This is a genomic window from Pseudomonas sp. MM211, from assembly GCF_020386635.1.
In the GTDB taxonomy this organism is placed as follows: Bacteria; Pseudomonadota; Gammaproteobacteria; order Pseudomonadales; family Pseudomonadaceae; genus Aquipseudomonas.
Map to the genome: position 1 here is coordinate 3,894,606 of NZ_CP081942.1, position 22,958 is coordinate 3,917,563.

Here is a 22,958-nt window from a genome sequence, read left to right on the forward strand (position 1 = left end):
CGCTCAACGTAGCACGTCGACACGTAACCCGTCGCCACTGCCCTCACCGATTTCCAGGCGAGCCGCCCTCACCCGCTGCTCGATCAACGCCTCGCGCCAGGCTTCTGCGTGAGCGCCGGAAAGACTGACACGCAAGGTGCTGTCCTGATTGAGGCTACGCGCCAGCAGCTCCGTCCACTCCTGATCGGGCTCGCCCTGCCCAGGCAGGCGCAGCTCTCCGGTACTTTTCAGCTGCCGTGACAGCGTGGCAGGCGTTGGCAACACCTTCGCCAGGGGCTCAGTGGCAGCCAGCAACTCGGCATGCAGATAAGCGCGGCGATTGCCGCGAGTGATGCTGTACAGCGCTACAAGGCTGTCTTGATTCGGCTCGGCCAAGCGCAGCAAGGCATAAGCCTGCTGATCATCGGAGCCGTAAAGAGTGGAGTTACCGAATACCGCGTTGGCCCATAGGCTGCTGGAGCCACACTCGCGCCCCTCGCACCAATAAAGGATGTGGGCGTCTTTATCCTGCAGCGACTCGCGCGCGGCAGAGAACACCTCATTGGCATTGTGAGTACGGGGCAGCTCGTAGGTGATGGCGGTGAGTTGACCGGTGGCGAGCACCTCGCGCTCGTAACGCAAGCGCCCGCTGATACGGCGGATGGTGCCTTGCGGATAAAGACGCTCCTGGTCGGCCTGCTCCTTGAACGTGACGATCTCACTACCCGGAAAGCGTGGCAGCACATCGAGGTCGCTGCTGCCGGCTACATCAGCAGTGGCAGCGGCGCTGACCAACATCAGGGGAAACAGGTAACTCAGACGCATGAAACCCCTCGCTGCTCGGCGGTAGCGAGGGTCTGCGAAGCAGCTGGCAGGGTGTGAACATCATCGGACGCGAGCAGCGCTTCCAGCGCGACGGTATACAAGTCGGTCATGCGGGTCTCCATTGCAATGCCGACACCTTTCCCCAGTTGCAGCAGGCCGTCAAGGCGCGTTCAGGAAAGGATTGAAACAGTCTGCTACGAGTTGCGCCCCGCGCTCATCGTCCAGATGCAAATGATGCCCGCCGGGCAACCGCTCGACGTCGATGGCCGTCTGCGCGAGCAAATCATTCAGCCCGTCACGCTGTGCAAGCAGGCCGTGCTCGGCCAGCACCAGCTTTGTGGGGCAACCGAGCGCGACAATGAAGGCATGCACGTGGTCGCGGGTCAGCCGCAAGGGTGTCGGCAATGTCAGGCGATTGTCCGTGCGCCAGGTATAGCCGCCGGGAACCGGCATCAGCCCACGTTGCGCGAGCAGCTCGGCGGCTTCGAAACTCACCAACCCTACCCCGCGCTGGCGTACCTGAGCCGCACGCTCCAGGCTGGGGTAGACCGGTTTACGCTTGGCGGGCAGTGCCAGTTGCGCACGCAGGGAATCAGCCAGGGTGGTGACGGCTGCCTCTGCTTCGCTGGTCGGCGGGACAAGGCCGTCGATCAGCGCCAGGCGTTGCACGCGCTCGGGAAAAGTCGCGGCGAGCAGTAGCGAGACGATCGCGCCCATGGAATGGCCGAGCAGACTGAAGCGCTGCCAGCCGAACTGCTCCGCGACCAACAGCACGTCGTGCACGTAATCCCACAGCGCATACCCTGCACCTGCGGGGCGATGATCCGAATGGCCATGGCCGGCAAAATCCAGGGCGACGATACGCAACCCTGACAGCCTGGGCGCCAACCGCGCGAAGCTCGCTGCATTGTCGAGCCAGCCGTGCAGGGCGATTACCGGAGTGCCGTCCTCCGGGCCATGAATCTGAGCGGCCAGTTCAATATGCGGCAGACGCAGACGCACCTCTTCGAACCCCAGACTCATCGAACGGCCTCGCCAGAACCCTGCCAGCGCGCGAATAGCTTGCGGAGCAACTGTGCCGTGTCGTCCGGGTATTCGAGGGGAAACATATGCCCACCGGGCAGCGTGAGAAACTCGCCCCGCGGCGCCCGGCGTGCCATCCGCCCATGATGGGCGAGTACCACGCGGCTCTGGGCACCTTTCACCAGCGCCAGCGGCACTTGCAACTGCTGCGGCAGGCCAGGGCTGGTATGAGGAACACTGCGGTAGATACTGATCTCGGTCGCCGCCTCGAAACGCAGCCGCACGCCATCCTCGTGTGGGTGCAAACCGTGCTCGACGTAGGCATCCAGACACTCGGGATCGAAACCGCTGAACAGCTTCCTCTCGGCAAAATAACGGCGTGCTTCCAACGGGTCGGCGAACGCTTCGCGTCGGCCAAGGGTTCGCCCGGCGGGTGTAAGGCGGTCGATGAAGCCGAAGCGCTTGGCAGCATGGATCACCATCCGGTCGGTACGGCTCAGCACGGGCGAGTCGAGCATGACCAGGCCGCGGTAGAGATCCGGCCGGCGCAACGCGGCATGGAAATGCAGCACGCCACCCAACGAATGACCCACTCCCCATACCGGGCCGCCGCACTGCTCCAGGTGATGCAGCAGCTCGTCGACCAGGTTGCTCCAGTTATCATTCACGGGAAAGCGCGGGTCGTGCGCGTGCTGTGCCAGGTGCTGCACCCGGTACTCCGGTGCGAGCGCGGCAAATAGCTTGCCGTAGGTTCCCGAGGGGAAGCCATTGGCGTGGGCAAAGAAGATGAGCTGGGACATGGTCGTCGCGCTGGTGGCAGGCAATGCGGGGATTGTCAGCCAGCCCCCAGCCCACGGCAATGACCGTAACGGTCAGGAAGGACGACGCTCCGGCCAAATGTTCCATAACCGGCTCAACGTCTTGCGAGCGAGAGTCATGTGGGGCTACGCCATAGCCAGCTCAGCGCAGGTCGGAGTGGGCCAGCAACTCCAGTGACATAAGCCCGGCAATCAGCTCTTCACCTTCGAGCATCGCCAGGCTGGCGGTGTGCATGGAAAGCGGCTGCTGCCGATGACCATGTACCAGCAGCCCACCGAGTGCGCCGATGAAGGGCTGATGGGAAACCAGCAGGAGCTCCTGGGCCGAGAGGCGCTGCAGCTTGCCCAGGCTGTCGCGGGGATCGCTTTCCGGGGTCAGCCAGGGAACCGTGTGCAGTTCGGCGCTCGACGCCAGGGCATCACGCACCAGCGCAGCCGTCTGCTGGGCCCGAACATATGGGCTGACGAATATCGCATCCAGTGAACGGCCACGCAGGTGTTCGAAGGATTGGCGTACTTCGTCACGCCCGTAGTCCGTCAGCTCCCGCTGAGCATCGGTGCGTGCCTCAGGGTGGGCCTGGCCATGACGCAACAACCAGATTCTCATGGCTGATGGCTCACAGCTTCGGCTCCTCGTCCCTTGCCGGCGGCACGCTGTGCGCAAATTCGCCCTGAGCTGGGCGCGGCGTTGGCCAGTCGGCAAACGGCCAGGGCTTGGATTCACTGTTGAAAGTGCCGAAACGGCCGATCTGGGCCAGATACTGGCTGAGGCTGTCGCCGAAACCCAGCAAACCGGCATTTGGCGCGCCGTATACCAGGCGATAGATCAGTTGCAGCAGAACCACACCGGCCAGCAACAACTCGGCCACTTGCCAGACCAGCAGGAACAGCAGCATCCAGACGATGCGCAGCCCGATAGGCTCGCCTTTTGGGTGTTCACTCATGTTCGGATCCCTCAGAAGCCAGTGGCTGGAATGAAATCGACGTCGGTCTTCGGCTCTGCGCGCATCAGCGCCTCGATCACCTGATCCAGGGTTCGCCCCTCGAACAGGATCGCGTGCAGCCCCGCCACCAACGGCATATATATCTGTAATTCGTCGGACTTGGCCTTAAGCACCTTGATGGTATTGACCCCTTCGGCAACTTCGCCGAGGCGCTCGACGGCATCTTCCAGGCTCAGGCCTTCACCAAGCGCGAAGCCGACCTGGTAATTGCGGCTTTTCGGCGACGAGCAGGTAACGATTAGATCACCAACCCCGGCGAGACCAAGGAAGGTCATGGGATTGGCTCCCAGATGCACAGCGAAACGGGTCATTTCCGCCAGCGCCCGGGTGATCAACATACTCTTGGTGTTCTCACCCATGCCCAGCGCCGCCGCCATGCCGGCGATGATGGCGTAAACATTCTTCAGCGCACCACCCAGCTCGACACCAAAACGGTCGGCACTGGCGTAAACGCGGAAGGTACGACCGTGCAACACCTCCTGAACCTCACGGCACAGGGCTTCGTCTTCACTGGCGACGACCGTGGCGGTCAGCGTATGCGCAGCGATTTCCTTCGCCAGGTTTGGCCCGGAAAGCACGCCGATCCGCGCCTCGGGGGCAACCTCTTCGAGGATCTGGCTCATCAGTTTGAACGTCTGCGCCTCAATGCCCTTGGTGGTACTGACCAGCATCTTGCCAACCAGCAGCGCCGACACAGGTTGCAGCACCTGACGCAGTGCACTGGACGGCAAAGCCACGAACGCCAATGCGCAACTGTTCAGCGCACCAGGCAGATCAGTAGTCGGCTCGACACCGTCGAGCACCTTGACGCCCTTCAGGTAACGGGGGTTTTCGCGATTGACCCGAATGGCCTCGGCCTGCACGGGGTCGCGCATCCAGTGCAGAACACGATGACCATTCTGCGCCAGCAGGTTAGCGATAGCGGTACCGAAACTGCCGCCGCCAAGCACCGCGATAGGTTGCTGTTGAGTCATGACCGATCCGTAGTGAGGTGTGTGGCAATGCAGCATTATACGGCTCACTCGCCCCACGGCCACCCTTGCGGACTGACCAACGCGGCAGACTGGCTCGCTGAACTAAAAACGGGTCTTTTACCGATGTATGACTAGCAACGGTTCGCCGCTCGGTTAACATGCATCACACTGCGCGAACAGGGTCGTTGCGTGACCAAAGCCTCCCCTCCCCTCAAACTTCTGCTGCTGGCGCTCCTGGCCACTGGCGACGCCGTGGCCGATGACCTGTTCAGCGGCGGCCAGGTCGTTCCCGAAGTATTGACCGCCACGCGCCTGAAACAGTCGCCTGCTGCGGTGCCTGGCAGCGTGACGGTGCTCGACAGCGCCCTGATCAGGGCCAGCGGAGCACGCGATATCGCAGAACTGCTGCGCCTGGTGCCGGGCATGATGGTCGGCTACCGCAACGGCAATCAACCAACACTCAACTACCACGGCTCCAGCGCCTCGGAAGCACGACGCCTGCAGGTGATGGTCGATGGCCGTTCGGTGTATCACCCGGGCCTGGCGACCGTCGACTGGTCGGACATTCCAGTGGCCCTGGAAGACATCGAGCGCATCGAGGTATTTCGCGGCCCCAACACCGTGAGCTATGGCGCCAATGCGCTGATGGGCGTCGTCAGCATCTTTACCCGCAATCCGGCAGACAGCCATGGCACCCGACTCAAGGTCACCCGTGGCCAGCGTGGTATCGCCGATTACTACGCCAGCCAAGGCAGCAGTTGGGACAGTGGCGCCATGCGCCTGTCGATCAGCGGCCAGGAGGATGGCGGTTTCGACCACGATGAATTTGCCGCCCCCTACCGTGACAGCCGTCGCCTGGAACGTATCAATCTGTCCGTCAGCCATCAGCTCGATGAACGCCAGAGCCTGGACTGGCAACTCGCCGCGAAGGAAGGCAGCAATCAGCGCCCCTACCTCTATGAGCCGCTGTTTCCGGGTATCGGCCTCGGGGATACCGACTCGGACGTCAAGGCCCGCGACTATGCAGGCTCGCTGCGCTGGAATTTCGACCAGACGGCCAACCACAGCCTGTCACTGCAGAGCTCCGTACAGCACTGGGAACGCCTGGAAAGCTGGCGAGCCTGTGAAGCAGAAATCGCCTTCAGCCCTCAGCTCGCCGAGCTGTGGGCGCTCAACCCTGGGTACGTGACACGCTTCACCCGCAATCCGTTCGGCAGCGTGCCTGCGGGTACCACTCAGGAACGCGCGCTGGCAACGCAGATTCAGCAGCAACTGGCCTCGGGAGCGACCCGCGAGGTCTGCGGCACGGCCAACCAGAACATCCGCGAAACCCGCTACGACCTCGAACTGCAGGACACCCTAAGCCTCACCGACAACCTGCGCCTGCTCAGCGGCCTGGGTTATCGCTATGACCAGGCCGACTCGGAAACCTTTTTCAGCAGCCGGCTCAGCAACCAGGTCTGGCGCCTGTTCAGCCACCTTGAATGGCAGGTGGACGACCATTGGTTGCTGCAAGGCGGTGCCATGCTCGAAGACGACCGGCTCACCGGCTCATCGCTAACACCACGCCTCGCCGTCAACTACCTGATTACTCCGCGCCACGGCCTGCGAGCAGTCTACTCGGAGGCGGTACGTTCCCCCGATATGTACGAAAACAATGCCGATTGGCGCTACCGAATTCGCGGCCTGCAGCCACAGCCATTCGGCCAGCGCGATGCCTACTACTTCATCAACGCCAAGGGGCCCCGCGACCTCGAACAGGAAGTCATCCGTTCCCACGAGCTCGGTTATAACGGCCTGTTCGCCGAAGCCGGCCTCAGCATTGACGTAAAGCTGTTCTACGACGAGATCCACAGCATGATCAGCGAGCCTTTGCGCGCCGATCGCTTCGTTCCAGACAATACCCATCGCATGCGTTTCAGCGGTGCGGAAACCCAACTGGACTGGCATGTCAGCATGGATGACCGCTTGCGTCTGACCTATGCCTACGTCGACTTCAGCGCCACCAGTAAAACCGATCAGCGCCTAACCGCGCGCAACAGTGGCTCCGCCGGCTGGCTTCGTGACTGGGGAATGGGCTGGTCGAGTGGTTTGTTCTATTACGGCGCGGATCGCCTCAACGAGCGGCGCTTCGAGCGTATGGATCTGCGCCTGGCCAAGCGTACGCCAATAGGCCGCAGCCAGCTGGAAGTGGCGGGCGTGGTGCAGTGGCGCCTGGATGATGAAGCCCTGACCTGGCGTGAGAACAACTACGACGAGCGCCGCCTGTTCTATCTCAGCGCCGAGCTCGAATTCTAGATGGTCGCCAATCGTTCGAGAACAAGGTCAGGCCGCTCATGGGCGCGCCGCCTGCTGTTTTTGCTCTGCCTGCTGCAATCCCCGCTGCAGGCGGCAGAGCTGCTGCTGAGCACCGCAGGGGATACCGCTACCCTGCAGGGCTTCAGCACCGCGCTGGCGTCGTCTCGCCCGCAGGATCGTGTACGTATCGTAGCGTTGAACGACCTGCCGCCGCTGAACGAACTACCGGCAGATACCTACCTCATTCTGTTCGGTCAACCGGCATTGGCCTGGCGCCTCAGTTCGCATGAAGGCCCGCCGACGCTGGTATTGCAGGTGAACAAGACCCAGGCGCGCGCAACCCTTGGCGACCGTACACCGACCAAACTCAGCGTGCTCTGGTCAGATCCATCACCGTTGCGCCAGCTTCGTCTGGCCAAACTGCTGCTGCCGCATATCGCTCGGGTTGGTGTACTGCATGATGAGCACAGCGCATTTCTGCTCGACGAGATCCGGCATGCCGCCACGGGCCTGGATATGCAGATAGTCTCAGAAGGCTGGCCAAGCACTCGCGACAACCGAACATTGTTGCGCGTGCTGCGCGACAGCGACGTGCTGCTCGGCGTCGCCGACGACGACCTGTACAACCCACAAACCGCCAAGAACCTGCTGCTGACCAGTTACGGCCAACAACGTGCCGTGATTGGCCCTAGCGCAGGCTTCGTCCGTGCAGGCAGCCTGGCGAGCACCTACAGCGACCAGAACGACTGGCTGGACACACTCGCTCGCTTGCTCGACCAACCGCCGCACAGCTGGCCAAGCGGTACCTACTCGAACACATTCAAAGTGCTCGGCAATTCCCAGGTAGCGCGCGCTCTGGCGGTGGAATTGCCCAGCGACGAGGATCTTGCCCGGCATCTGTCAGAAGGAGAAACGCCATGAAACTGTGGCGCGGCTGGAACATCCATATCCGTACCCAGCTCATCAGTGTCGGGCCGGCCCTGCTGCTAACGCTCCTGCTAACCGGATTCCTGACCTTCAACCGCCTGCAGGATCTGCGCGTCGAGATCAATCAAACCGGGCAACTGATCGCCAGCCAACTGGCACCGGCCACCGAATACGGGGTGATCTCGGGTAACCGCAAAGTGCTGGAGTCACTGCTGCAGGCCACCCTGAAAACTCCTCACGTCCGCTTCATCGAGGTGCGTGATCGCGACGACAGCATCTTGGCCTACCTCGAACAACCCGAACACGTGCAGGCGGGCCACACGCATATCGACATTTTCCAATCGCCGATCCGGCAGCAGCAGGTCGACTTGGGTTCGGATTTCATTCAGGAAGATTCCAGCACGCAGCCCCCCTAAACGGCGACTACCTGGGCCGAGTCGTCGTCGGCGTGTCCGGCGAAGCCTTCAATACACGCCAGCAGGAAATCCTCTTCAAGGTCGCAATCCTGGTGTTGTTTGCCCTGCTGCTGACCTTCCTGCTGGCCCGGCGCCTCGCCAGCCGCCTGTCTCGGCCATTAAGCGCGATGAGCGATGCCGTCACGGCAATTCAGAGCGGTAACTACCAGACGACGCTTCCGGAAGTCGGCGGCGGCGAACTGGTTACCCTGGCCCAGCACATCAACAACCTTGCCAGCGGCCTGAACAACGCCGCCCTGGAGCAACAGCAGGCCATGACATTGCTGATCAAGGCCCGCGAGGAATCGGAACTGGCCAACCGTGCAAAATCGGACTTTCTGGCGATGATGAGCCACGAACTTCGCACCCCCATGAATGGTGTTCTGGGGATGTTGCAGTTGCTGGAAACCACGGACATGAACCAGGAGCAGCATGAATATGCGGCCCTGGCCACGGAGTCGACCGAACACCTGCTCAAGGTGATTAACGACATTCTCGATTTTTCGCGGATCGAACGCGGTGCACTGGAGCTGGAGCTCATCAGTTTCAATCTGTCGGTACTGTTGAAAACTGCACTGCACTCTTTTCAGCACAGCGCCCAGCAGCGTGGACTGGCCCTGCGCCTGGAACTCGGCGAAGCACTGCCATCGCTTCAGGTACAGGGCGACCCCACTCGTCTTCGCCAGGTTCTGGTCAACCTGATCGGCAATGCCCTGAAATTCACCGAGCGCGGCGAAGTCCGCGTGGAGGCTCACTGGCAGGCGCTGGACAATCAGGTGCTGTGGTTCACCTGTAGCGTGCACGACACTGGCATTGGTATCAGCAGCGAACGACTTGAAACCATGTTCGATGCCTTCCAGCAGGCAGACAATTCGATTTCCCGACGTTACGGTGGCACCGGCTTGGGCCTGCCAATCGCCCGCACGCTGGCAGAGCGCATGGGAGGCACCCTGAAAGCGCAAAGCGAACAGGGCCGCGGTTCCTGCTTTACCTTGGAAATTCCTCTGCCGTTTTCGGCGCAACAGCCGCTGCTCCCCCCGAAGCGACAACACCAGAGCCTGAAATACGAGAAACCCACTCGGTACTCCTGGTGGAAGATAACGCCGTCAACCAGACGGTGATCGAGGCCATGCTGCGCAGTCTCGGCTATCAGGTGACCCTGGTGGTCGACGGCGTACAGGCCGTTTCGGCGGTACGTCAGAGTCGATTCGCAGCCGTGCTGATGGACTGCCGCCTGCCGATCATGGACGGCTACGAGGCCACTCGCCGCATCCGCGAACTGGGATCACAAGGACAGCTTCCGATCATCGCGTTGACTGCCAATGCGCTGCAGGGAGATCGGGAAGCCTGCTTGCAGGCTGGAATGAACGATTACCTCGCCAAACCGTTCAAACGCATGGAACTGCAGGAATTGCTCGATCGCTGGCTGTCACCCAACCATTAGATGACTAGTCAGATCGACGGAAATGTTGCACGCTTGCGGGCTGAAGTGGGCGTCAAAGGGTCATCTGTGACACCATTGGCCGCAGCAGAGTACAACTGTACTCACCGCACTGTGACTTTCACCACAACGCAACAGTCTATGACTAGGCTGCTGGCAGTCGCATTACTGATGCGCCGCCAGCCAGGACGATTTACCCAGCCGAGGCGCGTGGGGATTATTGAGGAGCTCGCATGACCAAACAAAACGCCTTCACCCAGGAAGATCTGTTGCGCTGCAGCCGCGGCGAACTGTTCGGCCCGGGTAATGCGCAACTGCCCGCCCCCAACATGTTGATGATCGATCGAATCGTCCACATCAGCGAAACGGGCGGCAAGTACGGCAAGGGCGAAATTGTCGCAGAGCTCGATATCAATCCTGATCTGTGGTTCTTCGGCTGCCATTTCGAAGGCGACCCGGTCATGCCTGGCTGCCTGGGCCTCGATGCCATGTGGCAGCTGGTTGGCTTCTTCCTCGGCTGGCAGGGTAACCCCGGCCGTGGCCGTGCATTGGGTTCGGGCGACGTGAAATTCTTCGGCCAGGTTCTGCCTACCGCCAAGAAAGTCACCTACAACATCCATATCAAACGCACCATCACCCGTTCGCTGATCCTGGCAATCGCCGATGGCAGCGTGAGTGTCGATGGTCGCGAGATCTACAGTGCCGAAAGCCTGCGCGTCGGCCTGTTCACTTCCACCGACAGTTTCTAAAGGATCCTTTCCATGCGTCGCGTCGTTATTACCGGTCTAGGCATCGTTTCCTGCCTGGGCAATGACAAAGAAACCGTCTCCGCCAACCTTCGCGCTGGCCGCCCCGGTATCCGCTTCAATCCGGAATACGCCGAAAAGGGTCTGCGCAGCCATGTATCCGGCTCCGTCGACCTGAACCTGGAAGAATTGATCGACCGCAAGCTGTTCCGCTTCATGGGTGATGCCGCGGCCTACGCCTACCTGGCGATGGATCAGGCGATCAAGGATTCCGGTCTGAGCGAAGATCAGGTCTCGAACCCACGTACCGGCCTGATCGCCGGTTCTGGCGGGGCTTCCACTCTTAACCAGATGGAAGCTATCGACACCCTGCGCGAGAAAGGCGTCAAGCGTGTTGGCCCGTACCGCGTTACCCGCACCATGGGCAGCACCGTTTCCGCCTGTCTGGCGACACCCTTCAAGATCAAGGGCGTCAACTTCTCCATTTCCTCGGCTTGCGCCACCAGCGCGCATTGCATCGGCCAGGCCATGGAGCAGATCCAGCTCGGCAAGCAGGACGTGGTCTTCGCCGGTGGTGGTGAGGAAGAGCATTGGAGCCAAAGCTGCCTGTTCGACGCCATGGGCGCCCTTTCCACTCAATACAACGACACCCCGGAAAAGGCCTCCCGTGCCTACGATGCTAAGCGTGACGGTTTCGTCATCGCTGGCGGCGGCGGCATGGTCGTCGTTGAAGAGCTGGAGCACGCGCTGGCTCGTGGCGCCAAGATCTACGCCGAGATCGTCGGCTACGGTGCGACCTCGGACGGCTACGACATGGTTGCCCCGAGTGGCGAAGGCGCGGTGCGCTGCATGCAGCAGGCACTGTCCACCGTCGACACCCCGATCGACTACCTGAACACCCACGGCACTTCGACTCCGGTCGGCGACGTTGCGGAAATGAAGGGTGTGCGCGAAGTGTTCGGCGAAAAGGCTCCGGCCATCAGCTCCACCAAGAGCCTGTCCGGTCACAGCCTGGGCGCCGCCGGTGTTCACGAAGCGATCTACTGCCTGCTGATGATGGAAGGCAACTTCATCACCGCCTCGGCCAACATCGAGGAACTGGATCCGGCTGTCGCTGATTTGCCGATCCTGCGTGAAACCCGTGAGAACGCCAAGCTGGACACCATCATGTCCAACAGCTTCGGCTTCGGTGGCACCAACGCCACCCTGGTACTGAAGCGCTGGGCCGGCAACTGATAACTGCCTGATACGAAAAACGGCGCCTTAGGGCGCCGTTTTTTATGCTCCGGGTTTATTCACTACAGGCCCGCGTAGCGTTGTATCTCGCCGCCTCAGCGCACCTCGAAGCGCTGCTCAGCCAACTTGCGGTCGCCCTGGAAAAGCAGGAAATGCCACTCGCCGGGTACCACTTCGTTATTCTCGGAAAACTCGAAGGCCATGACGTCCTGCAACGCGTCGGGCACCAGCTTCTGCGTCACCACGAACTTGTCGCGGCGCTGGCCATCGCTACCAGTCACGCCTGGGGTGAGGTACAGCAGAGTCAGCGGCTCGCCATCGGCAGTCTTGCCCGTCAGCGTATAGCGCATACCGAACTTGGTGCCCAACTTGGCCGGTACCACGCTGGTCTGCTGGATTTCCTGACTGGACTGGGTCAGCACCCGCTCGCCCGGTTGAAAATCCTTGTACTGGCTGACGAAAACGCCGTACTCGACCGGCCCCTGCACACGTACCTCAGACTGAACCAGGCCTGCTGCCAGCAGCAGCGCCGTCATCGTTGCGAATCGAAAGTGTTGCATCTCACGCTCCTTCTTTGGAATGGCGCGAGGTTATGACGCGGCGATGACAACCTAATGACAATCGTGGCCGTCAGCGTGGCGCAGGCAGCGCCTCCTTCACCTGCCGTGGCAGGATGGAAAGAAAGTTGTCTCTGGCCACTTTGTGAGCAACGTCTTCGGGCAGCTCATCGAGGAAGCGATCGAAGCCCTGCATGTACTCGCCCATGCTGTCGAAGCGCCCGACTACGTCGGAGCCGATCATGAAACGCTCGGGGTAGCGGCCGACCAGCTCTACCCACTTAGGATCCGGCTTGCCGTTTTCGTCAGTGAGGTAAGGCCTGAGCATCGTCCAGGACAGATCGACATATAGATTGGGGTAGCTTTCCAACATCCGCGCGAGGGTATCGAAGAGAAAATCCAGCTTCTCCTGATGCCGATGGATCTCCATGCTGGTGCCGGCATGCGCCCAGATGAAACGTACATGAGGGTGATTGCGCAGCGGCTCTTCGATCTCCTGCAGATAGAGCGGATTACGCTCGCGCTTGGAGGTGATGTTGGAGTGCACCATCACCGGCAGATCGTATTCTGCCGCCAGGTGATAGACCCGGGTCATGGCCTCGTTGTTGGCCCGCGGGGTGCTGCCCTCGATCAGCGAGGTCAGGTCATCGTGGCGCGTGAACACCTCGCCGATGCCCTGCCAAAGCCCCGGATCGAGCTCCAGCATGCGGCGGATATGGGCATCCGAATTCTTGTCGTTGGGGTTGAAGCCAGACAGGAACGGGTGAAAACGATGGCGCTGCGCCTCTGGCACCTGCTTGTAGGCATGGGCGATCAGCACGTCGGTGGCGCTGTACCAGTAGGCAGCGGCGTCATCGCCGGCGTAGTAGCGCGGGCGCTTGGGCTCGTCTTCGTGCCATTTCTTGGCGACCGGTATGCCTGAAAACATCACGTGATCGACCTTCGCCTCGTCCATGCGCTGCAGCAGTATGTCCATGCCTGCGCTTTCCTGGAAGAAATCGACGTAGTGCAAATGGGCGTCGCTGTAACGATATTCACGCGCCTCGACAAGACCGGCCAGCAGCCCTGCAGACAATAAAAAACCCAGACGAATCAGATGCATGCAGGCGTCCTCCTGACGTTGAGCAGCATAGACTGTGAGCGCTTGCGCCAAGTTCAGCCAATATGGCGGATCTGCGAAGGCACAGGCGAGACTATTTGTTTCATTGCCGAGGCATCCGTAACCCCTTGTCTCGGGTATAACCCTTGTCACATTCAGGACGCAGCCCATGACAGGACGACGGCATGTCTGACCCGATGTTCGACTACGAAAAAACGCTGGAAGCATGCGCCCGCAGTGACGAGCGCGCCTTCCAGGCACTGTACCGCCAGGAAGCCTCGCAAATGCTCGGTCTGGCAATCAGCCTGCTGGGCCAGCGCGACTCGGCCGAGGACTGCCTGCACGATGCCTTCGTGCAGATCTGGCGTAACGCCGGGCGTTTCCAGCGTTCGCTGGGCAGCGGCCGGGCATGGATCTACAGCATCCTGCGCTACCGCGCGCTGAACCAGCTGCGCCAGCGCGGCCGCACCGTGGCCTTGGCGGACGACATCGCCGATCACCTGATCGATGAAAGTCCCTCGGCCGCTCAGCAACACGAACAACAGTCGGACAAACGTCATCTGCGCGCCTGCCTGCAGAAGCTCGAGCGCCCACGGCGTCATCCGGTTCTGCTGGCGTTCTACCGCGGCCTGACTCACGAGCAGATCGCAGAACGCCTGACCACCCCACTGGGCACCATCAAAGGGCGCATTCGTAGCGGTCTGCGCGCACTGCAGGAGTGTTTGCAACGATGATAAGCACCGACCCCGCAGAACGCCGTGCGCTCATCGGCGAGTATGTTCTGGGCCTGCTCGAGCAGGATCAGGCCCGTGAAGTCTCCGAGCTGATAGAGCACGATCCCCAAGCTGCCGCCATGGCGCTGGAATGGGAGCAGCACTTTCTCGAACTAAGCGACAAGCTCGAGCCCAGCACACCCTCGCCCGGCCTGTGGCCGCGCCTGCAGCAAACGCTGAACCTGGGTCAGCGGGCCAGCAGTTGGCAGGCCTGGTGGTCGAGCCTGAATACCTGGCGCCTGACCAGCGCGGCCCTAGCGATGGCGCTGATCATCGCCCTGCTGCCAATGCCGTGGCGCAGCGACGTGCTCCCGGCCTCCTACACCGCCGTGTTGCAGCCGCCTGGCGAAGCGGCAGCACCGGGCTGGGTAGTGCATATCGATGCAGCTGGCACCTTGCTGCTGGAGCCACTGCGTGAGGATCAGGTCGCGGCGGATAGATCCGTGCAGTTCTGGACGCTCGTCGATCCGAAGGACGGGCCGCGCTCACTCGGTCTCGTGGAGCCGGGCGAACGCCTGACCTTGTCCGCCGAGCAGATCGGCGCCGTACGTGCCGGTCAACTGTTCGAGCTGACCCTGGAGCCATCCGGAGGCTCGCCACTGAACAGGCCAACGGGCGAAGTACTGTATATCGGCCGCGCTGTGGTAGCGTCGCTGGACTGATCGGATGCACGCAGAAAATCGGCAGATGTAAATAAGTATGTCTGCCGACATCTGCGACGTCATCTCATGGGTATTGATAACAGGTGCTTCATCACGGTGCCTGGATGCGAGCGCGAAGAGACCTTCGCGCCTTACCCATAGAGAGGACGCTCATGAACATTTCCAAGAAAATGCTCGGTATCGCTATCACCACCGCTGCTCTGGGCTGTGCCACTGCCAACGCCGACAACCTGCTGGCATTGAGTGCGGACGGCAAACTGCTAAACATCGACACCAAGACCCTCACCGTTGCTTCCGACGTGAAACTCAGCGGCGTATCCAGCCTGCGCGGCCTTGATGTACGCCCTTCCAACGGTTGGATCTACGGCCTGGATGACGCTGGCCAGCTCTACACCGTCGACGCCAAAACTGGCGCGGCCAGCAAAGCTGCCAAACTGAGCCAAGCGTTGCCAGGCAAAGGCCAGGCGGTGGTGGACTTCAACCCGGTAGCCGATCGTCTGCGCCTGCTGGCTGCCGACGGCACCAGCCTGCGCGTCAACGTTGAGAGCGGTGAAGTCGTGGTAGACGGCAAGGTCGCCTACGCCAAAGATGGCCCGTACGCAGGCAAGACCGCCAAGGTGGTAGCCGGTGCCTACACCAACGCCTACGCCGGTACCGAGAAAACCGCGCTGTACACGGTGGATCTGGCCAGCGGCAACCTGATGCTGCAGAACCCGCCAAACGACGGCATCCAGCAGGTAGTCGGCAAGATCGCCGATGGCCTGAAAAATGCGGCGCTGGATATCAAGAGTGATGGCAAAGGCGGTAACACGGCTTACCTGCTGACCGGCACCACACTGCACCAGGTAAATCTGGAAACCGGCAAGGCCAGCGCGCTGGGCGAGATCAAGAATCTGCCTGCCGACATCATCGACATCACTGTCCTGCCAGCCAAGTAAAACGCCAGCGGGGGAAGGCCGAGCGGCCTTCCCCTGTATCGGTTCGCGTTACTCGAACACCTCATCGAGTAGATTGTTCATCGCCTTGAAGGCACGCGCCGCGACCAGTGGGTGGTATTCATTGCTACCTGGCGTATTGGCCTTCGGATTGGTGAACGAATGCACCGCACCACCGTAGCTCACCAACTGCCAGTCCACCTTGGTGGCCTTCATCTCCGCAACGAAACCATCGACCTGCGCCTGCGGCACTGCCGGATCATCCGCGCCATGGAGTACCAGTACCGGCGCCTTGATGTTATTGGCGTCAGCCGGGTTGGGCGTATCCAGATTGCCGTGGAAGGACACGAAAGCCTTCAACGGAGCCCCCGAACGGGCCAGTTCCAGAACGGTTCCGCCACCAAAGCAGAAACCGATCGCGCCCAGCTTGGACGTATCCAGAGCGACCTGGGAGGTCTGCGCCTTGAGGACTTCGACCGCAGCCTGGGCGCGCTTGCGCATTAGCGCCCGATCACTGCGCACGGTGGTGGCCGCTGCCTTGGCTTCATCGGCATTGCCGGGGCGAATGGCCTTGCCGTACATGTCGGCCATGAACACCACGTACTTGTCTCCGGCCGCGCGCGCCGCTTTCTGAGCGGACGCATCGTTGACGCCCATCCAGTTGGGCACCATCAGCAAACCGGGACGCGGATCAGTGACGGCGTCGTCATAGATCAGCAGGCCTTCGAACGGCTCACCATCGATTTCATAGGGCACGTTCTTGACCACCACACCCGCTTCGGCCAACCCGGCCAGCCCCAGCAACGCTACCGACAACAGTGATTTCTTCATTGTTTGACTCCCATCGTGGATGTGCCCACTCGATACAGCCGAAGCTGCGCCAGAGCCACAAGGAAGCACATTTGCGGCGCTAGGGAAACCCACGGCGCCGCGGCAGGAGTGGAATCAGGCAGCGGCGAACAACGCGTCGATCTGCTCCTGAGCTCCGCGCAGCGCATTGGCTTTCGGCTCTTCGCCATAAGCCAGACCTTCGGCACGCACCACCTGGATATCGGTAATACCAAGGAAGCGCAGCACGAAGATCAGGTAATCCTCGTGGGCCTGGCCACTGGCTTGGCCGGCATGCAGACCACCAGCGGTCGAGGCGATGATCACCTTCTTACCACCTGCCAGACCTTTGGGGCCGTTTTCGTCGTAGGCGAAGGTCTTGCCGGCCACGGAGATACGGTCGATCCAGGCCTTGAGCTGGCTCGGAATGGAAAAGTTGTACATCGGGGCGCCAATCACGATTGCGTCAGCGGCGAGAAACTCTTCCAGTGTGGCTTCGGCCAGCGCCACTTCATGAGCCTGGGCGGCATCGCGCAGCTCGGCGGGTGTGCCGCCGGCAACCAGACTGGCAGCCGAAAAGTGGCTCAGGGCATCGCTGGCCAGGTCGCGGTAAGTGACCTGCAGATTGGCCTGACCGCTCTTCCAGGCATCGACCACAGCGGCGCTGAGCTGACGAGAAGCGGAAGCATTGCCGAGAATGCTGGAATCGAGATGGAGAAGTTTCATGGTGGCTCCTTGAACAATTAGGTTCATCAGTAGATGTTTGATGGATTAATCCTACCGATGAAGCCAATCCCTGATTAGTCGGCAAAAATGCGATGATGCGTTCCACTGATAGGACAAACTTCATTTCTCTGCTGAGCTGGAGCCCGTGATGCAGGATCTCAACGACCTGATGTACTTCGCCAAAGTAGTCGAGCACGGCGGGTTCAGCGCTGCCGGGCAACAATTGGGCATTCCCAAATCCCGGCTGTCGCGGCGAGTGGCCGAGCTCGAGGCACGTCTGGGCGTGCGTCTGCTGCAACGCACCACACGCAAGCTGGCGCTGACCGAAACAGGTGAACGCTATCTGCGCCACTGTCAGGCCATGCTGCTCGAAGCCGAGCAGGCCCAGGAGGCGGTAGCCTCGCTGAGCAGTGAGCCGCGCGGCAGGATTCGCATGTCCTGCCCCAGCGAACTGGCCCGAGCCGGGCTGCATCAGGTGATCAGCAGCTTCCTGTTGAAATACCCGCTGGTTCAGCTCGACGTGGTACTCACCAATCGCCGGGTGGATCTGCTCCAGGAGGGTGTCGACGTCGCCCTGCGGGTACGTGATCAGAGTGACGAAGATCCCTCGCTGATCGCCCGCCAGCTGGCACCAGCATCGGCCTTTCTGGTGGCCTCCCCGGCCTTGCTACAAGGGCTGAGCATTCAGACTCCGGACGATCTGCAGCAGCTGCCCGCACTCGGCGCCGTGGGAAGTGACCGGCGCATTCACCATATTTTCAAAAGTCAGTCGGGAATGCGCCGTGAGGTGACTTTCGAGGCGCGTCTGAGCATCGAAGACTTCGACATACGCCGGGAAGCAGCGCTGCAGGGGTTGGGCTTCACCATGCTGCCGCACACCAAGTGCCTGGCCGATATCAAGGCTGGCCGCCTGACTCGCCTGCTACCGGACTGGGAACTGCCCGGCGGCCATCTGCAAGCCGTCTATCCTCATCGTCAGGGCATGCTGCCGGCTGTGAGGGCGTGGCTCGACCACATGATCCAGGCCAGTGCCAACGGCTGGCTGATGCCTGGAACGGACTTGGCTCCGGCCCTGTCAGAAACGCCTTAGAACGATCGATAACCCCCTTCTACCAAACAGGATGCCCGATGACCGCTCGCAAGCCCCACGTTCCTGGCCAGACCGCCCGAATTCTTGCAGTGGTTTTCTTCACCTTCATCGGTTTCCTGTGTGTCGGCCTGCCTCTCGCCGTGCTGCCTGGCTTCGTACTCAACGATCTGGGCTATGGCTCGGTGATGGCTGGCCTGGTGATCAGCCTGCAGTACCTCGTCACCCTGGTTTCACGCCCCATTACTGGCGTGCTGATCGACCGTATCGGGCCAAAGCGCGCAGTGGTTTATGGCCTCGCCGGTGCCGCGGGCAGCGGCGTGCTGACGCTCGCGGCGACCAGCCTGCATGGTCTGTCCAGCGACGTCGGCCTGGGCTTGCTGTTGGCGGGACGGGTGGCGCTGGGCATATCCCAGGCGCTGATCGGTACCGGGGCGATCACTTGGGGCATCGGCCGGGTCGGTGCGGAGAACACCGCGCGGGTGATTTCCTGGAACGGCATTGCGTCCTATGGCGCCATCGCCATAGGTGCGCCGCTCGGCGTGGTGATGGCCTCCTCCCTGGGCCTCTGGAGTATCGGCTTGGCGATCACCGTGCTGAGCCTTGGCGCCCTTTGGGTGGCGCGCGACAAACCCGCGATCCCGATCATTCAGGGCAAGCGCCTGCCGTTTCATCACGTATTCCTGACCATTGCCCCCAATGGTGTAGCGCTCGCGCTGGGCTCCATCGGTTTCGGCACCCTGGCGACCTTCGTCACCCTGTATTACGCCAGCCTCGGCTGGGAGCACGCGGCCTACTGCCTGAGCGCCTTTGGCGTGGCCTTCATCGTCGCCCGACTGCTGTTCGCCGGCGCCATCGAGCGGCGCGGCGGCTACCGGGTCGCGACCATCTGCCTGGCGATCGAAACCCTGGGCCTGTTGCTGCTCTGGCTCGCCCCGATCCCGGCACTGGCACTTTGTGGCGCCGCGCTGACGGGCTTCGGCCTTTCGCTGGTCTACCCGGCGCTGGGTGTGGAGGCAATCGGCAATATACCCGCCGCCAGCCGCAGTTCAGCGCTGGGCGCCTACGCGCTGTTCTTCGATCTGGCACTGGGCATTGCCGGGCCGCTGATGGGCCTGATCGCCAGCGCCTATGACTACGGCGCCGTGTTCCTCGCTTCCGGCCTGCTGTCGCTGCTTGGCCTTGGGCTGAGCCTCCTGCTACTGCGCCGAGCGGAACGACCGAAGGAAGTGCAGCCATGACCCGCGAAGAACTCGTTGCCTTCTGCCTGCAACTGCCAGGGGCTCGCGTGGATTACAAATGGGGCAGCAATCAGGTGTTTTCCGTGGCGCACAACAAGATGTTCGCCATCGTCGACTTTCTCGGTGACAACCTGGCCTTCAAGGTGGATGACGCGCTGTTTCTCGGTTTCACCGACCGCCCAGGCGTTCGCCCCGCACCTTACCTGGCCCGTGCTCACTGGATCAGCATGAACGGCAGCCAACAACCCATGGGGGACGTAGAGCTGCGTGAGTTGCTGACCCGCTCTCACCAGCTGGTTGTGCGGCGCCTGCCCAAGAAGCAGCAGGTCGGCTTGCTGCTCGATCTATAGCAGGCCGCCCAGCCTGCCACTGGTATAAGCTCCGGCCAACAACACCTGGTCAGCCCAGAACAGCTGGTGCAGCACCACGATGATCCAGAACAGCAGCTGGTAAGAAAGTTTGCGCGTCTTGTGCCTGAACGCTTGCTGCGCCAGCAGAGCACCGGGCCAGCCGCCTGCCAGCTCGACCAGATGCAGGGTGTTTTCCGCAATACGCTGACGGCCACGCTGGGCGCTGCTCTTGTCGCTCCAGTAGAGAATGAAGCACAGCACGCTGGCCAGCGGATAAAGCAGCAGCGGCCAGATACTCTGCCCCTCTGCCAGCCAGCGCAGAGCGCCAAACGCGGGCAGGCTGCATAGGGCAGCGAAGATCACTAGCTTGGCGGCTGGATTACGCAGTGCACCCGATGTCTGGCGGGTATTGCGTGCATGTGGTTTGGCTGCGCGCCCGGCCGCGGCCGGGGGCTTACGGGACGGTGCGGCAGCCCGCGGCTTGACGCGAATCTGCGGCTGATCGATGGCCAGCTCACCCGAAAGGCGCAGATGCTCGGCACGCAAACGCCCCTTTTCGTCACGCCCGGCGACGAACATCACCTGATCACCGGCGCTAGGTCGGCGATCACCGCGCATCGCCGAGATGTGCGCGAAGACCTCGACACCGCCCGCAGCGGGCTGAATGAAGCCGAAGCCCTTGTCGTCGTTCCAGCTCTTGATTCGGCCGGCCTGTTCCTTGGTCTGCATAGGTCTTCCCTGTCTGGCAAGGCAATCAGCCTTCTGCCGTGCTCCAGTCGATCCAGCCGAATTGCCAAGTCGCCAGGATCACCAGACCAAAAGCGATCCGGTACCAGGCAAACACCGCGTAGCTGTGGTTGGCGATAAATACCAGCAGCGCGCGCACGGTAATCATGGCAACCACAAAAGTCGTCACGAAACCGATGGCGAACATCGGCAGATCGCTCCACTGCAGGATGTCGCGGTATTTGTAGAGCGAGTATACGGTGGCTGCGACCATGGTCGGCATGGCCAGAAAGAACGAGAACTCGGTGGCTGCTTTGCGCGACAGGCCAAACAACAGGCCGCCGATGATGGTCGAACCAGAGCGCGATGTACCCGGAATGAGTGCCAGGCACTGGGCGAAACCGACCTTGAGGGCCAGCTTCCAGTCCATGTCATCGACCGACTCCGCGACGATGCGGTGCTGGCGTTTCTCCGCCCAGAGCATGATCACGCCGCCGATAACCAAGGCCGCACTGACGGTGATCGGGTTGAACAGCCAGTGCTCGATGATATCGGCGAACAGCAGACCGAGGATCACCGCAGGAATGAAGGCAACCAACACGTTTACCGTGAAGCGCCGCGCCATGGGATCACTGCCCAGGCCGGTGACCACCGACGTGATGCGCTGACGAAACTCCCACATCACCGCCAGGATCGCGCCGAGCTGGATGATGATCTTGAATGCCGTGGCGCGCTCACCATTGAACGACAGCAGATCGCCAACGACGATCAGGTGACCCGTGCTGGAAATGGGCAGAAATTCAGTGAGGCCTTCAACGATACCCAGGATCAGCGCCTGAAAAGCGAGCCAACTGTCCATCAGAACTCCTACGGATGTGCCAGACAGGCTGGCTGGAAAGGGGATGATTCTCGGACTGGAGTGGCTGGTGTAGGTTCCAGCATGGCCGAAAAAAGCGGCAGTTATAAAGCAGTTGTTTTCAATTTCAAACCGCTATCACTGCAATCCCTCGAATTGCCGCCATAACGCACCGTACTGTGTCGAGACGCCTCGAGTGGCACGGGATAGAATGCGCCCCCTACACCACCACGCATTCAGGGGTTCCATGTCACCGCTCGAAGCCTGTGCCTCACTGCTCGGCCTGATCGCCGTCTGGCTGACCGTGCGCCAGAATCCCTGGTGCTGGCCTGTTGGCTTGGTCATGGTGGTGCTCTATGCATGGGTATTCTTCGAGGCGCGGCTGTATTCCAACGTGCTGCTGCAATTCGTCTACGCCGCCCTGCAGCTCTACGGATGGTGGCACTGGACACGGGGCGACCGGCCTGACGAGCGCCTTCAGGTATCCAGCCTGGGTCTTCGCCCGATCTCCGCCGGCCTTGCGCTGGGCCTGCTGGGCTCGGTCGTACTGGGTGTATTGATGAGCACCTACACTGATGCCAGCGCGCCTTGGCAGGATGCAACGCTGTGTGCCTTCAGCCTGGTGGCGCAGCTGTGGATGGCCAAGAAACGCCTGCAGTGCTGGCCGCTGTGGATCGTCCTCGATCTGCTCTTCGTCGCGCTGTTCATCGACCAGGCGCTCTACTCCACCGCCGCTCTGTACGGCCTGTTCACCCTGCTCGCCTGTCACGGCTGGCTGACCTGGCGACGCGAACTGGTCGTGCGTGCATCATGAAGGTTCTGGTACTGACGGGCCCGGAGTCCAGCGGCAAGAGCTGGCTGGCCAATGGGTTGCAGCAGCGCTTCGGGGGAATCATCGTTGGTGAGTACGTGCGCCACTTCATCGACAGCGAGCAACGCGATACCTGCTACGCCGACATACCCGCCATCGCCAGGGGCCAGCTGGCCTGGGAAGATGCCGCGCGGGAGAAGCGCCCTCACCTGCTGATTCTCGATACTCACCTGCTGAGCAATATCCTCTGGAGCCATGAGCTGTTCGGTGACTGTCCCGACTGGATGGAACCGGCGCTGCTCGAGCGTGAATACCACCTGCATCTATTGCTCGACCCGCGCGGGGTCGAATGGGTCAGTGACGGCCAGCGCTGCCAGCCGGAGCTCGCACAGCGGGTCGTTTTTCATCAGGCCTGCGCTGCATGGCTCGCGGCACATGAGCAGGCCGTCGTGGAAATTGCAGGGGCCTGGAGTGAGCGCCAGAACGAAGTCATTGGCCTGGTCGAAGCCTGGCTGGCAGTTGGCGAATAAACAGTTTCCGGGAGAACTTTTTAACGTCGCTTGCGGCGGCCGGCAGTGTGG

General features: G+C 61.5%; 24 protein-coding genes and 1 pseudogene. 13 read left to right on the forward strand and 12 right to left on the reverse strand.

Features of this window, described 5'->3' with window-relative positions:
* Positions 1–3 precede the first annotated feature (3 nt).
* The 6 genes from K5Q02_RS17885 to K5Q02_RS17910 form a co-directional block, all read right to left on the reverse strand.
* Complete coding sequence (locus tag K5Q02_RS17885; RefSeq protein WP_225832735.1) at positions 4–804, reverse strand: DUF4892 domain-containing protein; 801 nt, start codon at positions 802–804, stop codon at positions 4–6.
* A 159-nt stretch (positions 805–963) separates the two neighbouring features.
* The gene (locus K5Q02_RS17890) at positions 964–1,827 is read right to left on the reverse strand and encodes an alpha/beta fold hydrolase (RefSeq protein ID WP_225832737.1); all 864 of its coding nucleotides are present in this window, start codon (positions 1,825–1,827) and stop codon (positions 964–966) included.
* Positions 1,824–2,627, reverse strand: coding sequence for an alpha/beta fold hydrolase (locus K5Q02_RS17895; protein ID WP_225832738.1), 804 nt, complete (start codon positions 2,625–2,627; stop codon positions 1,824–1,826). Before K5Q02_RS17895 ends, K5Q02_RS17890 begins: the two co-directional genes overlap by 4 nt.
* A gap of 160 nt (positions 2,628–2,787) precedes the next feature.
* Positions 2,788–3,252: a phosphohistidine phosphatase SixA gene (sixA, locus tag K5Q02_RS17900; RefSeq protein WP_225832740.1), complete on the reverse strand. Its 465-nt coding sequence runs from the start codon at positions 3,250–3,252 to the stop codon at positions 2,788–2,790.
* A 10-nt stretch (positions 3,253–3,262) separates the two neighbouring features.
* Positions 3,263–3,589 carry a DUF4389 domain-containing protein gene (locus K5Q02_RS17905; RefSeq protein ID WP_225832742.1) on the reverse strand — a complete coding sequence of 109 codons (327 nt, stop codon included), beginning with the start codon at positions 3,587–3,589 and terminating at the stop codon, positions 3,263–3,265.
* Between the two features lie 11 nt (positions 3,590–3,600).
* The gene (locus K5Q02_RS17910) at positions 3,601–4,623 is read right to left on the reverse strand and encodes an NAD(P)H-dependent glycerol-3-phosphate dehydrogenase (RefSeq protein WP_225832744.1); all 1,023 of its coding nucleotides are present in this window, start codon (positions 4,621–4,623) and stop codon (positions 3,601–3,603) included.
* Between the two features lie 189 nt (positions 4,624–4,812).
* On the opposite strand from K5Q02_RS17910, the gene K5Q02_RS17915 reads away from it, so the two are divergent.
* The 5 genes and pseudogenes from K5Q02_RS17915 to fabB all read left to right on the forward strand — a co-directional run bounded on the left by K5Q02_RS17915 (position 4,813) and on the right by fabB (position 11,726).
* The gene (locus K5Q02_RS17915) at positions 4,813–6,921 is read left to right on the forward strand and encodes a TonB-dependent receptor plug domain-containing protein (RefSeq protein WP_225832746.1); all 2,109 of its coding nucleotides are present in this window, start codon (positions 4,813–4,815) and stop codon (positions 6,919–6,921) included.
* Positions 6,922–7,842, forward strand: a complete 921-nt coding sequence (locus K5Q02_RS17920) for an ABC transporter substrate-binding protein (RefSeq protein WP_225832748.1) — start codon at positions 6,922–6,924, stop codon at positions 7,840–7,842.
* Positions 7,839–9,747 (forward strand): annotated as a pseudogene (locus K5Q02_RS17925) (ATP-binding protein). The gene K5Q02_RS17920 and the pseudogene K5Q02_RS17925 overlap by 4 nt, the downstream one beginning before the upstream one ends.
* Before the next feature lie 230 nt (positions 9,748–9,977).
* The gene (gene fabA, locus K5Q02_RS17930; protein ID WP_225832749.1) at positions 9,978–10,493 is read left to right on the forward strand and encodes a 3-hydroxyacyl-[acyl-carrier-protein] dehydratase FabA; all 516 of its coding nucleotides are present in this window, start codon (positions 9,978–9,980) and stop codon (positions 10,491–10,493) included.
* A gap of 12 nt (positions 10,494–10,505) precedes the next feature.
* Positions 10,506–11,726 carry a beta-ketoacyl-ACP synthase I gene (fabB, locus tag K5Q02_RS17935; protein WP_225832751.1) on the forward strand — a complete coding sequence of 407 codons (1,221 nt, stop codon included), beginning with the start codon at positions 10,506–10,508 and terminating at the stop codon, positions 11,724–11,726.
* Positions 11,727–11,821: 95 nt separating this feature from the next.
* On the opposite strand, the gene K5Q02_RS17940 is transcribed toward fabB, so the two are convergent.
* The gene (locus K5Q02_RS17940) at positions 11,822–12,286 is read right to left on the reverse strand and encodes a DUF3859 domain-containing protein (RefSeq protein ID WP_225832753.1); all 465 of its coding nucleotides are present in this window, start codon (positions 12,284–12,286) and stop codon (positions 11,822–11,824) included.
* 70 nt (positions 12,287–12,356) lie between these two features.
* Positions 12,357–13,385, reverse strand: a complete 1,029-nt coding sequence (locus tag K5Q02_RS17945) for an amidohydrolase family protein (protein WP_225832754.1) — start codon at positions 13,383–13,385, stop codon at positions 12,357–12,359.
* Between the two features lie 182 nt (positions 13,386–13,567).
* On the opposite strand from K5Q02_RS17945, the gene K5Q02_RS17950 reads away from it, so the two are divergent.
* From K5Q02_RS17950 to K5Q02_RS17960, 3 genes are all read left to right on the forward strand, one after another.
* Positions 13,568–14,116: a sigma-70 family RNA polymerase sigma factor gene (locus K5Q02_RS17950; RefSeq protein ID WP_225832756.1), complete on the forward strand. Its 549-nt coding sequence runs from the start codon at positions 13,568–13,570 to the stop codon at positions 14,114–14,116.
* The gene (locus K5Q02_RS17955) at positions 14,113–14,817 is read left to right on the forward strand and encodes an anti-sigma factor (RefSeq protein WP_225832757.1); all 705 of its coding nucleotides are present in this window, start codon (positions 14,113–14,115) and stop codon (positions 14,815–14,817) included. Before K5Q02_RS17950 ends, K5Q02_RS17955 begins: the two co-directional genes overlap by 4 nt.
* Before the next feature lie 152 nt (positions 14,818–14,969).
* Positions 14,970–15,755 carry a DUF4394 domain-containing protein gene (locus K5Q02_RS17960; RefSeq protein WP_225832759.1) on the forward strand — a complete coding sequence of 262 codons (786 nt, stop codon included), beginning with the start codon at positions 14,970–14,972 and terminating at the stop codon, positions 15,753–15,755.
* 48 nt (positions 15,756–15,803) lie between these two features.
* Here the strand turns inward: K5Q02_RS17960 and K5Q02_RS17965 are convergent, their stop codons facing one another.
* Both K5Q02_RS17965 and K5Q02_RS17970 read right to left on the reverse strand, forming a co-directional pair.
* A complete protein-coding gene (locus K5Q02_RS17965) occupies positions 15,804–16,583 on the reverse strand; it encodes a dienelactone hydrolase family protein (protein ID WP_225832761.1) in 780 nt (259 codons plus the stop codon).
* A 114-nt stretch (positions 16,584–16,697) separates the two neighbouring features.
* Positions 16,698–17,306: an FMN-dependent NADH-azoreductase gene (locus tag K5Q02_RS17970; protein WP_225832762.1), complete on the reverse strand. Its 609-nt coding sequence runs from the start codon at positions 17,304–17,306 to the stop codon at positions 16,698–16,700.
* 148 nt (positions 17,307–17,454) lie between these two features.
* On the opposite strand from K5Q02_RS17970, the gene K5Q02_RS17975 reads away from it, so the two are divergent.
* Genes K5Q02_RS17975 through K5Q02_RS17985 form a run of 3 tightly spaced genes read left to right on the forward strand, consistent with a single transcriptional unit; the run spans position 17,455 to position 19,984 of the window.
* On the forward strand, positions 17,455–18,396 hold the full coding sequence (locus tag K5Q02_RS17975; protein WP_225832764.1) for a LysR substrate-binding domain-containing protein: 942 nt from the start codon (positions 17,455–17,457) through the stop codon (positions 18,394–18,396).
* Between the two features lie 38 nt (positions 18,397–18,434).
* Positions 18,435–19,634, forward strand: a complete 1,200-nt coding sequence (locus K5Q02_RS17980; RefSeq protein ID WP_225832766.1) for an MFS transporter — start codon at positions 18,435–18,437, stop codon at positions 19,632–19,634.
* Complete coding sequence (locus K5Q02_RS17985) at positions 19,631–19,984, forward strand: MmcQ/YjbR family DNA-binding protein (RefSeq protein WP_225832768.1); 354 nt, start codon at positions 19,631–19,633, stop codon at positions 19,982–19,984. The genes K5Q02_RS17980 and K5Q02_RS17985 overlap by 4 nt, the downstream gene beginning before the upstream one ends.
* On the opposite strand, the gene K5Q02_RS17990 is transcribed toward K5Q02_RS17985, so the two are convergent.
* Both K5Q02_RS17990 and K5Q02_RS17995 read right to left on the reverse strand, forming a co-directional pair.
* Positions 19,979–20,713, reverse strand: coding sequence for a DUF1294 domain-containing protein (locus K5Q02_RS17990; protein ID WP_225832769.1), 735 nt, complete (start codon positions 20,711–20,713; stop codon positions 19,979–19,981). The genes K5Q02_RS17985 and K5Q02_RS17990 overlap by 6 nt on opposite strands.
* Before the next feature lie 25 nt (positions 20,714–20,738).
* Complete coding sequence (locus K5Q02_RS17995) at positions 20,739–21,569, reverse strand: undecaprenyl-diphosphate phosphatase (RefSeq protein ID WP_225832771.1); 831 nt, start codon at positions 21,567–21,569, stop codon at positions 20,739–20,741.
* A 244-nt stretch (positions 21,570–21,813) separates the two neighbouring features.
* On the opposite strand from K5Q02_RS17995, the gene pnuC reads away from it, so the two are divergent.
* Together pnuC and K5Q02_RS18005 are read left to right on the forward strand one after the other, a co-directional pair.
* Positions 21,814–22,380, forward strand: coding sequence for a nicotinamide riboside transporter PnuC (gene pnuC, locus K5Q02_RS18000; RefSeq protein ID WP_225832773.1), 567 nt, complete (start codon positions 21,814–21,816; stop codon positions 22,378–22,380).
* Entirely contained in the window at positions 22,377–22,907 is a 531-nt protein-coding gene (locus K5Q02_RS18005; protein WP_225832775.1) for an AAA family ATPase, read from the forward strand. Before pnuC ends, K5Q02_RS18005 begins: the two co-directional genes overlap by 4 nt.
* The last annotated feature ends 51 nt before the right edge of the window (positions 22,908–22,958 follow it).

Coding starts and splice junctions, on each gene's coding strand:
- K5Q02_RS17885 (WP_225832735.1), bottom strand. CDS start 804: ATGCGTCTGAGTTACCTGTTTCCCCTGATGTTGGTCAGCGCCGCTGCC.
- K5Q02_RS17890 (WP_225832737.1), bottom strand. CDS start 1,827: ATGAGTCTGGGGTTCGAAGAGGTGCGTCTGCGTCTGCCGCATATTGAA.
- K5Q02_RS17895 (WP_225832738.1), bottom strand. CDS start 2,627: ATGTCCCAGCTCATCTTCTTTGCCCACGCCAATGGCTTCCCCTCGGGA.
- sixA (WP_225832740.1), bottom strand. CDS start 3,252: ATGAGAATCTGGTTGTTGCGTCATGGCCAGGCCCACCCTGAGGCACGC.
- K5Q02_RS17905 (WP_225832742.1), bottom strand. CDS start 3,589: ATGAGTGAACACCCAAAAGGCGAGCCTATCGGGCTGCGCATCGTCTGG.
- K5Q02_RS17910 (WP_225832744.1), bottom strand. CDS start 4,623: ATGACTCAACAGCAACCTATCGCGGTGCTTGGCGGCGGCAGTTTCGGT.
- K5Q02_RS17920 (WP_225832748.1), top strand. CDS start 6,922: ATGGTCGCCAATCGTTCGAGAACAAGGTCAGGCCGCTCATGGGCGCGC.
- fabA (WP_225832749.1), top strand. CDS start 9,978: ATGACCAAACAAAACGCCTTCACCCAGGAAGATCTGTTGCGCTGCAGC.
- fabB (WP_225832751.1), top strand. CDS start 10,506: ATGCGTCGCGTCGTTATTACCGGTCTAGGCATCGTTTCCTGCCTGGGC.
- K5Q02_RS17940 (WP_225832753.1), bottom strand. CDS start 12,286: ATGCAACACTTTCGATTCGCAACGATGACGGCGCTGCTGCTGGCAGCA.
- K5Q02_RS17945 (WP_225832754.1), bottom strand. CDS start 13,385: ATGCATCTGATTCGTCTGGGTTTTTTATTGTCTGCAGGGCTGCTGGCC.
- K5Q02_RS17950 (WP_225832756.1), top strand. CDS start 13,568: ATGTCTGACCCGATGTTCGACTACGAAAAAACGCTGGAAGCATGCGCC.
- K5Q02_RS17955 (WP_225832757.1), top strand. CDS start 14,113: ATGATAAGCACCGACCCCGCAGAACGCCGTGCGCTCATCGGCGAGTAT.
- K5Q02_RS17960 (WP_225832759.1), top strand. CDS start 14,970: ATGAACATTTCCAAGAAAATGCTCGGTATCGCTATCACCACCGCTGCT.
- K5Q02_RS17965 (WP_225832761.1), bottom strand. CDS start 16,583: ATGAAGAAATCACTGTTGTCGGTAGCGTTGCTGGGGCTGGCCGGGTTG.
- K5Q02_RS17970 (WP_225832762.1), bottom strand. CDS start 17,306: ATGAAACTTCTCCATCTCGATTCCAGCATTCTCGGCAATGCTTCCGCT.
- K5Q02_RS17975 (WP_225832764.1), top strand. CDS start 17,455: ATGCAGGATCTCAACGACCTGATGTACTTCGCCAAAGTAGTCGAGCAC.
- K5Q02_RS17980 (WP_225832766.1), top strand. CDS start 18,435: ATGACCGCTCGCAAGCCCCACGTTCCTGGCCAGACCGCCCGAATTCTT.
- K5Q02_RS17985 (WP_225832768.1), top strand. CDS start 19,631: ATGACCCGCGAAGAACTCGTTGCCTTCTGCCTGCAACTGCCAGGGGCT.
- K5Q02_RS17990 (WP_225832769.1), bottom strand. CDS start 20,713: ATGCAGACCAAGGAACAGGCCGGCCGAATCAAGAGCTGGAACGACGAC.
- K5Q02_RS17995 (WP_225832771.1), bottom strand. CDS start 21,569: ATGGACAGTTGGCTCGCTTTTCAGGCGCTGATCCTGGGTATCGTTGAA.
- pnuC (WP_225832773.1), top strand. CDS start 21,814: ATGTCACCGCTCGAAGCCTGTGCCTCACTGCTCGGCCTGATCGCCGTC.
- K5Q02_RS18005 (WP_225832775.1), top strand. CDS start 22,377: ATGAAGGTTCTGGTACTGACGGGCCCGGAGTCCAGCGGCAAGAGCTGG.